General features: G+C 53.3%; 13 protein-coding genes and 1 riboswitch. Of the genes, 11 read left to right on the forward strand and 2 right to left on the reverse strand.

Annotated elements, in window-relative coordinates:
• The first annotated feature begins 29 nt into the window (after positions 1 to 29).
• The 6 genes from NWF35_RS09460 to NWF35_RS09485 all read left to right on the forward strand — a co-directional run bounded on the left by NWF35_RS09460 (position 30) and on the right by NWF35_RS09485 (position 4,027).
• Positions 30 to 629, forward strand: coding sequence for a stage V sporulation protein AA (locus tag NWF35_RS09460; protein WP_301238931.1), 600 nt, complete (start codon positions 30 to 32; stop codon positions 627 to 629).
• Complete coding sequence (locus NWF35_RS09465) at positions 626 to 1,048, forward strand: stage V sporulation protein AB (RefSeq protein ID WP_301238815.1); 423 nt, start codon at positions 626 to 628, stop codon at positions 1,046 to 1,048. Before NWF35_RS09460 ends, NWF35_RS09465 begins: the two co-directional genes overlap by 4 nt.
• A 15-nt stretch (positions 1,049 to 1,063) precedes the next feature.
• A complete protein-coding gene (gene spoVAE, locus NWF35_RS09470) occupies positions 1,064 to 1,417 on the forward strand; it encodes a stage V sporulation protein AE (RefSeq protein ID WP_301238816.1) in 354 nt (117 codons plus the stop codon).
• Between the two features lie 5 nt (positions 1,418 to 1,422).
• The gene (gene spoVAEA, locus NWF35_RS09475) at positions 1,423 to 2,010 is read left to right on the forward strand and encodes a stage V sporulation protein SpoVABEA (protein ID WP_301238817.1); all 588 of its coding nucleotides are present in this window, start codon (positions 1,423 to 1,425) and stop codon (positions 2,008 to 2,010) included.
• A 208-nt stretch (positions 2,011 to 2,218) separates the two neighbouring features.
• Positions 2,219 to 3,562 (forward strand): diaminopimelate decarboxylase, encoded by a 1,344-nt coding sequence (gene lysA, locus NWF35_RS09480; protein ID WP_301238818.1) that lies wholly within the window; start codon positions 2,219 to 2,221, stop codon positions 3,560 to 3,562.
• A gap of 216 nt (positions 3,563 to 3,778) precedes the next feature.
• Positions 3,779 to 4,027, forward strand: coding sequence for a hypothetical protein (locus NWF35_RS09485; RefSeq protein WP_301238819.1), 249 nt, complete (start codon positions 3,779 to 3,781; stop codon positions 4,025 to 4,027).
• Between the two features lie 423 nt (positions 4,028 to 4,450).
• Here NWF35_RS09485 and NWF35_RS09490 read toward each other — a convergent pair whose 3' ends face one another.
• Entirely contained in the window at positions 4,451 to 4,960 is a 510-nt protein-coding gene (locus NWF35_RS09490; RefSeq protein ID WP_301238820.1) for a GNAT family N-acetyltransferase, read from the reverse strand.
• Positions 4,961 to 5,274: 314 nt separating this feature from the next.
• Between NWF35_RS09490 and ald the strand changes: the two genes are divergently transcribed.
• Complete coding sequence (ald, locus tag NWF35_RS09495; RefSeq protein ID WP_301238821.1) at positions 5,275 to 6,390, forward strand: alanine dehydrogenase; 1,116 nt, start codon at positions 5,275 to 5,277, stop codon at positions 6,388 to 6,390.
• A 299-nt stretch (positions 6,391 to 6,689) separates the two neighbouring features.
• Here ald and NWF35_RS09500 read toward each other — a convergent pair whose 3' ends face one another.
• Entirely contained in the window at positions 6,690 to 8,288 is a 1,599-nt protein-coding gene (locus NWF35_RS09500; protein ID WP_301238822.1) for a PucR family transcriptional regulator, read from the reverse strand.
• A gap of 201 nt (positions 8,289 to 8,489) precedes the next feature.
• On the opposite strand from NWF35_RS09500, the gene NWF35_RS09505 reads away from it, so the two are divergent.
• From NWF35_RS09505 to NWF35_RS09520, 4 genes are all read left to right on the forward strand, one after another.
• A complete protein-coding gene (locus tag NWF35_RS09505) occupies positions 8,490 to 9,422 on the forward strand; it encodes a COX15/CtaA family protein (protein WP_301238823.1) in 933 nt (310 codons plus the stop codon).
• Positions 9,423 to 9,493: 71 nt separating this feature from the next.
• Positions 9,494 to 9,633, forward strand: a riboswitch (FMN riboswitch).
• 176 nt (positions 9,634 to 9,809) lie between these two features.
• Positions 9,810 to 10,907, forward strand: a complete 1,098-nt coding sequence (gene ribD, locus NWF35_RS09510; RefSeq protein ID WP_301238824.1) for a bifunctional diaminohydroxyphosphoribosylaminopyrimidine deaminase/5-amino-6-(5-phosphoribosylamino)uracil reductase RibD — start codon at positions 9,810 to 9,812, stop codon at positions 10,905 to 10,907.
• 13 nt (positions 10,908 to 10,920) lie between these two features.
• Positions 10,921 to 11,562 (forward strand): riboflavin synthase, encoded by a 642-nt coding sequence (gene ribE / locus NWF35_RS09515; RefSeq protein WP_301238825.1) that lies wholly within the window; start codon positions 10,921 to 10,923, stop codon positions 11,560 to 11,562.
• Between the two features lie 41 nt (positions 11,563 to 11,603).
• Entirely contained in the window at positions 11,604 to 12,803 is a 1,200-nt protein-coding gene (locus NWF35_RS09520) for a bifunctional 3,4-dihydroxy-2-butanone-4-phosphate synthase/GTP cyclohydrolase II (RefSeq protein WP_301238826.1), read from the forward strand.
• Positions 12,804 to 12,815 lie beyond the last annotated feature (12 nt).

Raw genomic sequence — 12,815 nt, forward strand, 5'->3', positions numbered from 1 at the left:
CAGGAAAGGAGTTGTCCCGGGTGTCTTCCATGGTCTATGTACGCCTCCGCAAAAAAGTGACCGCGCGTCCGGGACAGATCCTGCGGCTTAGTGATGTGGCACAAGTCATCGTGGATGATCCTTATGCCGCAGTCAGGGAGATCCCGGTATTTGAGCCAGACTTCAAAGACGGAAATCTGGCCGTGTTGGATCTGATCGACGTAGTGCGTCGAATCCGATCGGCGTTCCCAGGTCTTGACGTGCGCAGCATCGGTCCGGCGCAAGTCATCATCGAATTGCAAACTGTTCGTATCACACCGCGACTGTGGTGGGTGGCGGGGGTCTGGTTGTTGTTATTCGTGGGTTCGGCTTTGGCCATTATGAATTTTCACACCGATGTCAGTATGCGTGAAGTACACGAACGCATCTATTACCTGATGACGGGACAACGCGTACACGAACCGCTGGTGTTGCAAATTCCGTATTCATTGGGTATCGGGATCGGGATGATCGTCTTTTTCAACCATCTGTTCAAACGACGGTTAAATGACGAACCCAGTCCGTTGGAGTTGGAGATGTATTTGTATCAGGAAAACCTGGATCAATATATCATCGAACACGAAAAACAAAAAGAGCGGACCCAATCATGATCATCTGGCAATACGCGGCGTTAATCGGGATCGGGTTTGCAGGCGGGATTGCGGTCGGAAGCGGGTTTGTTGCTTTTATAACGGTGTTGGACATCGTACCGCGTCTGGCTCAATGGTCCAAGACCCCTCATCGGATTCACGCATACGAATATGCCATCGTCGCGGGTGCCGTAACGGCAACGTGGTTGGATTTGCGAGGATGGTCATTTGACGGTCCCATCTGGCTGACGGCAGTAGTCGGACTGTTGGCGGGTTGTTTTATTGGTTTGTTGGCCGCGGCGTTGACCGAAGTGATCAATGTGTTGCCCATTTTGGCCAAGCGGCTGGCGATGCAGGATGCCTTGCTCCATCTTTTGATGGCCATGGCACTGGGAAAAGTGGCGGGATCGCTATTTCAGTGGCTGGTGTTTCATCTGTAAAAAGGAGGAAGAAGTGTGGGTACGATTTGGACTGCTTTTTTGATCGGTGGATTGATCTGCGTGATCGGGCAATTGTTGATGGATTTGACACCACTCACGCCGGCCCACGTGTTAAGCATATTGGTCGTGGCGGGGGCGATTCTCGATGGGATCGGCTTGTACGAACCTCTTATCAAATTTGCCGGAGCGGGTGCGACTGTTCCCATCACCAGTTTCGGCAACGCATTGGTTCACGGCGCATTACAGGAGGCAAAGGATCACGGACCGATCGGGGTGTTGTCGGGGATTTTCCAGATCACCAGTGCGGGGATTTCCGCAGCGATCATTTTCGGTTTCTTGACGGCGGTGATCTTTAAGCCGAAAGGATGAGCAACATGGCCAAACGGAAGGTGATTCTGATCACGGACGGCGATCGTGTGGCACAAGCGACCGTCGAGGAAGTGGCCCGTCAGGTGGGAGGACGGTGTATCTCTTCCTCGGCGGGAAATCCGACACCACTGAGCGGGGAGGAAATCGTGGAGATGATCCGTTCTGCCAAGCACGATCCGGTATTGGTTATGTTCGATGATTGTGGGTGGAATCAAAAAGGGCGGGGAGAACGCGCACTGGAGTATGTGGCCAATCATCCCGACATCGAGGTGCTGGGGGTGATCGCCGTGGCATCCGACAGTCGGAGAGTGTCCGGAACACCGGTGGATGTAGCGTTGGACCAAGACGGCAATATCGTCCATCACCGGGTGGACAAGGATGGACATGAGTTGCACCGAGAGCCGCTTCGCATCTATGGAGATACAGTTGATGTGTTGAATCAGATCGAAGCCCCGTTTGTCGTTGGGATCGGCGACATCGGTAAGATGGAAAATCACGACCGTGCGGACTGGGGGGCACCGGTGACCACTAAAGCAGTGGAGCTGATTTTGAAATATGCGAGTGGGGAATTGGAAGGGGAGGGGACGGTTTAGTGCTGAAGGTTGGTCTTCTCCCGAAATGGAACTTTCACCTTGTTGGCGATTCGCTGACCGATTCGCCTTTTTTGTTTGTATCCAAATATGCATGGGAACCGATTTCTTGTTGAACCCCAATCCATCTGATATATAATGAATATCAATAAAATAATACGACACTGTGTGAAAGCACGGACTGTCTACTGGTTTATGGGAGGAGACAACGGTGCATTTACATGGAACCAGCCGCATCAACGAATACGGCCACCTCGAAATCGGGGGATGCGATACAGTGGAATTGGCGCGCCGTTTCGGCACGCCTCTGTATGTGATGGACGAAGATTTGATCCGGAAACGGATGAGGGAATTCCGGTCTGCGATGGCTGAGACGGGACTGCCGCATCAGGTGGCTTATGCCAGCAAAGCGTTTTGTACCTTGGCCATGTGCCGTCTTGTCGCCGAAGAGGGTCTTCATCTGGATGTCGTCTCGGACGGGGAGTTGCATACGGCGCTTCAGGCAGGATTTCCGCCTGAACACATTCATTTTCACGGCAATAACAAAACGCCGTTTGAATTGAAGATGGCATTGGAAGCCGGAATCGGGCTGTTTATTGTGGACAATTTTGTGGAGTTGTCCATGTTAAACGATCTGGCAGGAGAAAAAGGGATGAACGCCCGCATATTGCTCCGGGTGACACCTGGAATCGAAGCTTACACGCACGAATACATCCAAACCGGCCAAGAAGATTCCAAGTTTGGTTTCGATCTGGCCAGCGGACAAGCGATCGAGGCCGCCAAAATGGCTCGGGATGCGGCACATCTGTCTTTGGAAGGATTCCACTGCCATATCGGCTCGCAAATTTTCGAAACGGACGGATTCCGTCTGGTGGTGGATAAGATGGCCGCCTTCGCCCGTAAATGCAGAGAAACACTCGAGGTGGAAACCCGCATTTTGAATCTGGGCGGCGGATTCGGCATTCGTTATCAGGAGGAGGATCATCCTTTGCCGATCCGCCATTATGTTCAAGCCATCGCCGATGCTGTGAAAACAGCGTTCGCCGGTGAACCGGCGATTCCGGAAGTCTGGCTGGAACCAGGCCGCAGCATCGTCGGTGAGGCGGGGACCACGCTCTATACGGTTGGGACGATGAAAGAGGTACCCGGTGTGCGCAAATATGTCGCCGTGGATGGGGGAATGACCGACAACCTCCGTCCGGCGTTGTACCAAGCCAAATATGAGGCACTACTTGCGAACCGTGCTGCGGAAGAACCGACGGAAGTGGTTTCGATCGCCGGCAAATGTTGCGAGAGTGGGGATATGTTGATCTGGGATCTGTCTCTGCCGTCACCGCGAACGGGAGATATTCTGGCGGTCAGTTGTACGGGGGCATACAACTACAGCATGGCCAACAATTATAACCGCATCCGTCGACCTGCGGTGATTTTCGTCCGGGACGGTCAAGCGAAAGTCGTCGTCCGCCGGGAGACGTTGGACGATCTGATCCACAACGATTGCCTCTCTCCTGAGCCGGTGAAGGTCAAACGGGAAGAGGAAGAACCGGTGGGATGAACCATACGCACTTGTAAAATAGCGTTTTGCAGTTGAGGGGTGTCGATTCCTCCACTGAGTGGCTTTGACGCCGAACACCATACCGCTACTCGCTGAATTTCCTGTAATTTCCTTCCCGTCGCAGGGATAAATGTCTCATCACGGAGTCATGATAACGATGCGAGTACGCAACGGTTGAGCTCAGATCCATCTGTGCTCCCGTGAATGGGGGTACAGATGGATCGACCAAAGACTGCATGCAGGTCATGCTATTGGCTTGTATGCAGTTGGAGGGAAGATGCCGTACGGTTGGGAAAGGCTCCGTTGCAGTCGGGTATCAACCTGATTGCAGCGGGGTCCCAACCGATCGTACGGCGTCGAGCGAAGATCGTGCAGGGTGCCGAAATGATCCCATACAGCCGCTCGGTTGTATGGGGTTATGAAGGGATCCTGTATGATCGAACGAACCATCATCATGGGTTGTGAAATGTTTGGTCAGGGTCGAAAGATCATGGCTGGATATGAAGCGATTCATGGTGGTGCAAGGTAGACCGTTGCGTGCTCGTTTTTTATGTACTCCATCTGCGGAAGTCCTTCGGCTGCACCAAATCGGAACACACAAATCAGAAGAAGCACGAAAAATGGAACATTAAAAACTTACCTTCACTAATCACTTGGTTGATACACAATCCCCTTTTAACGGAGAATTTGTCCTATCGGGGAAGGACACGCACCGAAGTGTGGAAATTGCATATGTATCGATAAAAAACGCGCGTTGAAAGTTCCCCGTTCATGACGTACCAGAAGCAACCAGTTGCTCCGGTTAGGTAGTTGCTGCTCCTGGGTTGCTTTGTTTTATGGCGCTGGGCCGGTTGTCGCTTCCTTCCTCGATCCCGATCAGTAGCTTCATCAGATTAACTGTTTATAATAGAAAATAGTTGCATGTAATTCGCCACTTGCAGATTTCGCATAATGAGGAATTCGTCCAGCCCGAATATAACCCATTGAAGTATAAAGGTGATTAGAAGGGTCTCCTTCTCTTGTATCGAGAACTAATAACGACCTACCCTCATGCTTTGCTCTTTCTTCAGCCTTTTGCATTAGTGAACGACCGATACCATTACGTCGATAATGAGGGTGTGTCATTAATTTTGCAATTTCGGCTCTATGACCACCGTTCTGCTTCGTACATAAATGCAATTGTACACTTCCGACTATCTGATTGTTTATTTTAGCGACAAACAGTATCACTTCAGGGTTTAATGTGTTTTCCCAATATTTTTTAGCATCTGAAAACCTCAATGGTGGCAAAAAGCCAATCGACGCACCATCTTCTACTACCTGTATCAGGAGTTCCGAAAGCTCATTAATATGTTCTCCAATTGATTTTAATTGTTCGATTTTCACATCACTAACCAACACAATCACCTCTAATGTGTATGCTAGCTTTCTTCATTTAAACGCAAAGAACAGTTTTCTCACAACAACAATTTTTTTATATTCTTTTATCACTACTCATTATCCTGGTTCTTTTAGAGGAAGTGCCCACGACTTCATTCCTGCGCTTTCCGGGTCTTCGCTCACCTGGGAATACCAGAGAAGTTGTCTGCAACTGAGAATGTCTAAAGCCACTCCTCTTTTTTCTTACAATTTGTCTGATTTCACCTTGTTCCTCCTTTGATAAGGTTAAGAACAGAAAGCGTTTGCAAGATCTGAAACAGGAGGAACGGTTGATGAGGATCGGTGTACCGAAAGAGATCAAAAACAGAGAATATCGCGTGGCCATCACCCCTGCGGGTGTCCAGGCGCTCAAGGACGCGGGACATGAAGTGTGGGTCCAACAGGGAGCCGGAGAGGGAAGCGGTTTTGCTGATGAGGAATACATAAAGGCCGGAGCGCAAATGGTGTCCGCAGAAGAAGCTTGGTCGGCGGATATGGTATTGAAGGTAAAAGAGCCGCTGCCGGAAGAGTATCGCTATTTCCGGAGCGATTTGTTGCTGTTCACGTATCTTCATCTGGCAGCCGACCGGGCGTTGACAGATGCGTTGGTGCAATCGGGTGTCACGGCGGTTGCGTATGAAACGGTACAGCTCGATAACGGCGCGCTGCCGCTGTTGGCACCGATGAGTGAAGTGGCGGGACGAATGTCCGTTCAAGTGGGTGCGCAATCGTTGGAGAAACCGAAAGGGGGATTGGGTGTCCTCTTGGGTGGTGTACCTGGCGTTCCTCCGGCCAATGTGGTGATCGTGGGCGGTGGCGTGGTAGGAACCAATGCCGCGAAAATGGCGGTTGGTCTGGGTGCCCAGGTGACCATTTTGGACGTGAACGGGCAGCGTCTGCGCCAACTGGACGACCTTTTCGGCGGACGCATCCGCACGTTGATGTCGAACCGCTACAACATCGAAGAAGCGGTGCAGCAAGCGGATTTGGTGATCGGGTCGGTTTTGATCCCAGGTAAACGCGCACCGAAATTGGTGACGCGGGAAATGGTGGCCAAGATGAAACCTGGATCGGTGATCGTCGATGTGGCCGTGGACCAAGGGGGTTGCGTCGAAACGGCGGACCGGGTTACAACACATGAACAACCCACCTATACGGTGTATGGCGTCGTCCATTATTCCGTGGCCAACATGCCTGGTGCGGTGCCGCGAACCTCAACGTTGGCCCTGGCCAATGCCACGTTGCCTTATGTATTGCGGCTCGCCGAGGGAAAACTGCATGAAGATCCCGCTCTGTTGCGCGGTGTCAACGTGGCCGCAGGTCGCATCACACACCGTGGTGTAGCCGAATCGTTCAACCTGGACTACGTCTCGCCCGAGGAAGCTTTGGGCAGCAAGCTGACAGTATAATCACTTTTGATGAATACCCTCATTTCCCTAAATGATCCCCACACGGCTTTGGCTGTGTGGGGTTTTTTATTAATGGGGTTCTTAATATTGCCCACATTGCTTTCTCGGCTCGGCACATCATGGCCACTCCGCACCAAACGAGCGTGGGACGTAGGCGAAGTACGCTCCGCTTAGAGAAAATTACCCGCGATGAAATTAATTCCCTGCGCTCTCCGGGTCTACACTCGGAAGGGCTTGTTCAGTCTCTCACCTGGGAAAACATTGTTCCCATAAGGAATGACAAAAAAGCCCCAGCATGTTTATCTCCGTTGCACTTGGAGAAACCGATGTGCCGACAAAGCGGTCTCCAGCGCGAGGCGTCGAACCGGGGAATCCCAATCTTTTCCCAACAATTGCCCGATCTGTTCCAACCGATAGTACAGTGTTTGGCGATGTATGTACAAGGCGTTGGCCGTCTGTTGTTTGGACAGGTTTTCAGACAGATACACTTCCAGTGTGTTGGTCAGTTTGGTTCCATGTTCCCGGTCGTACGTTAAAAGCGGCCCGATCTGGGCTTCCACGTATTGCTCCAAAACGGAGGGAGATACCTGCAAAAACAACTGCCACGCATGGAGACCCTCGCAGTAGACGACAGGAGCCGACGCAGTGCTTTCCTCGTCGTTGGCCGGGTCATCGGCGGCGAACTTGACGAGGGACAAGGCCGCAACGGCTTGCCGCCACGCTTGAGGCGCTTGTTCCCAGCGGTTAAAGGCCAAACTGACTCCCGCTTTCCATTCAAAGGGAACGAGATGAGACCAGCTGGGGGACTGGACACACACACGGTCGAATCCACGGCGCAATCGGTCCTGAAACGACAGATTGGCGGCGGGAGTCCGGTCAGCGAGAACCAGGATCCAGAGTCCTTCGCGCGGAGCGCTCCATACACTGACGCCTAGTAAGGCTAATTCATTTCGTATGGTGTGCGTCCACTTCAGCAAGGCGATGTTTTGCATGGTTTCCACACGGTTGTCATCCGGGTCGGTTCCACGGTGCGGCTCAACCGCACAAATCGCGAGATGTCCACCTTGATCGACAGCTTCGGAAAGCTCCTTGGGAGGCCGGGTCGAACCCGATTCAATCAGGTGATCGATCCACTGCTGAGTCACACGTAACTGGCGTTCTTCCAACGAAATGCTTCGCAACAGTTCCTGGGCGAGTGCAGTAGCCGCGCGTTCTATGACCAATCGCGCGTAGTCAGTCGGTGCGGTGGAACCACTCATTTGCAGCTCACCCACTTGAACGTCCAGGACGACGATCGGATGAGAAAAGACATGCGGATGTTCCGGGAATTCTCGAAAATCGGGATATACCAGGTCTTCGCCAAGATAATCGACCAAACGGACCACATACCCCGTTTCCTGATGAAGCAGTCGAAGGATGTTTGTCGCTCCCTGCGGCTTCAGTGCCAGCTGGTGAAATTGATGGGAGAGCCGTTCCAACGCCAACAACTGCCGGTGATGACGATGGATCAGATCGACGTGAATATCCTGTGTGATTTCAATGAAGGAAACCGGTTCTTCAAACACGATGATCGGGAAGGCGTGCTGGTCGGCAAAGGCTTTGGTTTCCTCTGACAGGTGAACGAATCGATGGACCAATTCGATGGCCAGGGCGGACACACCGCTTTCCCACAGTTCGCGAACAAACTGCACCTTCAACTCTTTTTCCTCTCCCAGCCCCACCCCGGTCATGAGAATCAATTCGTTCCCCCGTACATAAGATGAGCCGTCCATGATCTCCAGAATGTGAACCCATTTCACCTCACGGTGCAGGCCGCGGGAGCCGGCCGCCACTTTGGCGTGTCGAAACAGTGGGCGTTTCAGGATATCGGAGACAGTCAGTGGCGATTGGATCTTCATGGCACTTCCTCCCACGATATGGCGGTTTCATGATCATGATACTTCAAGGCTGGGAAGTGAGAAAGTAAAGTTTTTTGCCAGTGGAACGCAGGGAACAAAGGGTCTGTGGCAAGTTTGTGCCGCTTTTTATGGCAACAGGTCTAATTTTTGCGTGCTGTGTTATGATAGGAACGAAGGTGGTGCGTCAGAGGAGGGACCCTAGTGAGTCGAGGATTGAAATGGTTTGCATGGACCACCGCGTTCGGGCTTTATCTTATTTTGCTCATGGGAGCGCTGGTGACCAAAACGGGTTCGGGAAAAGGCTGCGGCAATACGTGGCCGTTTTGTAACGGAAAAGTGTTTCCGACCTATGCCACGTTTCAGACATGGGTGGAGTACAGCCACCGCGTCGTCTCTGGGCTGGTCGGTTTGTTCGTCGTGATTTTGGCAGTTTGGGCATGGAAGGCGTTTCGCCAGGATCGCGTGATGTTGTGGTTGGCCATCGCCAGTGTCTTTTTTGTGGTGTTGCAGGGATTGATGGGAGCGGCGGCTGTGGTGTGGGGACAATCAGACGCCGTATTGGCTCTCCATTTCGGATTTTCTCTGATGTCGCTGGCTGCTTGTGTATTGTTGGTCTTGTATTTGGAGCAAAAAGACAAAGGAGACGCGTCCCCCGACCGCGCTGTGTCCACTCGATACAAATACGGCGTATGGGGGATAACCGTATACACGTATCTCGTCGTGTACACAGGCGCATACTTGCGTCATACCGGCTCCAGCCTGGGTTGCGGAGAAAACTTCCCCGGTTGTGGCGGACATTGGCTGCCTGATTGGACCAGTTCGGCGGGCATCCATCTGTTGCATCGAAGCGCGGCATATTCTCTGTGGTTGTTGGTGGCGGCTCTGGTGTGGGTCACCGTCCGATATTACCGCCAACGTCGTGAGCTGGTGCGTGCCGCTTGGTTCGCATGGGTGTTTGTCACACTGCAGGCGGCGACCGGCATTGCCAGTGTGCTGTCAGGCATCCAGCTGATCCTTGCGCTGTTGCACACGACGATCATCTCCATCTTTTTCTCGGTGATGTGTTATTTGTGCATGCGAGTGGGCCTGCCTTGGCGTCACGATCCAGCTGTCAGAGAAGAAGCCATTAAATGAGGGTTGTTCACGTAGACTTTTGTTTCGACTTCCGTTATACTTTGAAGTACAACCGTATAGTCAACATCCGTAAAATCCTTCGGGGCAGGGTGAAATTCCCGACCGGCGGTGATGGCGGACGGTTCCGCCTCAGCCCGTGACCCGCGAATTCGCGGTGGATCCGGTGAAACTCCGGGGCCGACAGTGAGAGTCTGGATGGGAGAAGGATGAACGGGATGCGTGTATCCTTTTTGTGGGATTGGTAAAATAAACCAATCTCGTGTGGAAGGTTTATTTTACTATGCACTCGAGTATTATGCGCCATCCTTGTTCACGTTTTCACAAGCCCCGGATCTCCGGGGCTTTTTCTGTACCCGTCGCGATCCCCGACAGAAAAGGAGACAGGATATGGAGCACCATGAAAAATGGATGCGGTTGGCGTTGCATTTGGCGCGATCGGCCGAGGGGCAAACCTCGCCCAATCCGCTGGTGGGGGCGGTGGCGGTCAAGAATGGCCGGTTGATCGGGATGGGGGCGCATTTGCGTGCGGGAACACCGCATGCGGAAGTGCACGCGCTGGATATGGCCGGCCCGGAAGCTGCCGGCAGCACGTTGTATGTCACGCTGGAACCGTGCAATCACTATGGACGCACGCCTCCATGTACGGAAAAAGTAATCGCCTCTGGTGTGAAAACAGTCGTGATTGGTTCGAAAGACCCTGATCCGCGTGTGGCGGGTAGCGGCATTCGACGCTTGCAAGAAGCGGGCGTCGAGGTGGTGATGGGCGTACTGGAGACAGAATGTCTCCGGCTGAATGAAGCGTATTTTCATCACCGACGGACGGGCAGACCATTTATCACATTAAAAACAGCTTCGACGCTGGATGGCAAAATCGCGACGCACACCGGGCACAGCCGGTGGGTAACGGGAGAAGCCGCCCGGGCGGAAGTGCACAGACTACGTCACATTCATGATGCGATCATGGTGGGAGTTGGCACCGTATTGGCTGATAAGCCGCGATTGACCACGCGATTGCCGGGAGGGGGCCGCAATCCGATCCGGGTGGTGATCGACAGTCGACTGCGTCTTCCGTTGGACACGCCGGTGGCGGACGTGACGGAAGCACCGACGTGGGTATTTTGCACTGATGAGCGGGACCTGAACCAAGAGGAACAATTGCGTGCCAAAGGGGTCAAAATCGTACCTACCGGGCCCGGTCCACGCGTCGATTTGAACCGCGTAATGCAAGTATTGGGTGAACACGGTGTGCTGTCAGTTTTGGTGGAAGGTGGCGGCACGCTGAACGCTGCATTGTTACGGGAACAGTTGGTGGACAAAGTGATCGCATTTGTCGCCCCCAAGTTGTTGGGCGGGCAAAACAGTCCCACTTCCGTTGAAGGGCAAGAGCGGGAGACGATGGCAGAGGCGATTCACCTCCGGGATCTCGAGGTGCAACGCTTCGGCGAGGATTTGTGCGTGATCGGATATCCCGTATTTCCGTCGTAAAGGAGGGATCCGGTTGTTTACGGGGATTGTCGAAGAAGTGGGTTCGATCCGGAAAATGGCCCGGCAGGGGATGGCGATGGAACTCACCATTGCCTGCCGCAAGGTGTTGGAAGGGGTGCAATTGGGGGACAGCATCGCCGTCAATGGTGTGTGTCTCACTGTGACCCGTTTTGGGGAGGATGATTTCACCGCCGACGTGATGCCGGAAACGATGAAACGAACCAACTTGGGTTCCCTGTCGGTTGGTTCACCGGTGAATCTGGAACGCGCATTGGCTGCCGGTCAACGGTTGGGTGGCCATTTCGTCCAAGGACACGTGGACGGCGTCGGTACGATCGCAGATCGGACGCCGTATGAAAATGCGGTGCTGTTCCGGATTTCGGTTCCGCAGGAACTGACTCAGTTTATGGTGGAAAAGGGGTCTGTCGCGGTCAACGGGATCAGTTTGACACTGGTGGATGTAGGCAAGGACTTCTTCACTGTATCGGTGATACCACACACCTTGGCACATACCCAACTTCATGCTGCCAAAGTGGGAGATCCGGTCAATATTGAGTGTGATATGATCGGCAAATATATTGCCAAAATGATGGGTAAAACCAAAGAGAACGGCGGGTTGACCCTGGAGACGCTCCGAAAAAACGGATTCGCATGATCTGTGGCTGAGGTGAACATGCGCGAAAGGAGGCGGGGGAGATGTATTCCTTCGACCCGATTGAAGAAGCCATATACGAACTGATGCAAGGAAACGTCATCATTGTGGTGGACGACGAGGACCGCGAAAACGAAGGTGATTTCGTGGCGTTGGCGGAAAAGGCCACGCCGGATGTGATCAATTTCATGATCAAGTATGGGCGCGGGTTGGTGTGTGTGCCCATCACTGAGGAACGGGCGCAGGAGTTGGATCTGCCGCCGATGGTGCACCACAACACCGATACGCATGGGACGGCGTTTACGGTGTCCGTCGATCACGTGAGCTGCACGACCGGCATTTCCGCTTATGAGCGGTCGGCCACTATCCGGGCCTTGATCGATCCGAAGACACGCCCTGAAGATTTCCGTCGTCCGGGCCACATCTTTCCGCTGATTGCCAAAAAGGGCGGGGTGTTGCGTCGGGCTGGCCACACCGAAGCAGCTGTCGATCTGGCGCGGATGTGCGGGGCGTATCCGGCAGGCGTCATCTGTGAAGTGATCAAGGAAGACGGTTCGATGGCCCGCGTTCCTGATCTGATGGAGATCGCCAAGCAACACGATTTGAAGATCATCACGATTCAGGATTTGATTCAGTACCGTAACCGCAAAGACAAACTAGTCGAACGTGTCGTCGCGACAAAAATGCCGACGGAGTTCGGGGAATTCACGGCCATCGGCTACACCAATGAAGTGGACGACCGGGAACACGTCGCATTGGTCAAAGGGGAGATTGACCCGGATAAACCGGTGCTGGTCCGGGTGCACTCCGAATGTCTGACCGGTGACGTGTTCGGTTCGCACCGGTGTGACTGCGGTCCCCAGCTGCATGCTGCGCTGAAGCGGATCAACGATGAGGGAGCAGGCGTATTGCTCTACATGCGGCAAGAGGGGCGGGGCATCGGGTTGTTGAACAAGTTAAAAGCCTACAAATTGCAGGAACAGGGACTGGATACGGTGGAAGCTAACTTGAAGCTCGGATTCCGCCCCGATCTGCGTGATTACGGGATCGGTGCACAAATTTTGCGGGACCTGGGTGTGCGCAAGATGCGCCTGATGACCAACAACCCTCGCAAAATCACCGGCTTGAAAGGGTACGGGCTGGAAGTGGTCGAAGTGGTGCCGATCCAGATCCCGCCCAACGAGTCCAACAAACGGTATCTGTTGACCAAGAAAAACAAAATGGGACACATGCTCAATCTGTAATGGAAAAGAAAG

The organism is Polycladomyces subterraneus (assembly GCF_030433435.1).
Lineage (GTDB): Bacteria > Bacillota > Bacilli > Thermoactinomycetales > JIR-001 > Polycladomyces > Polycladomyces subterraneus.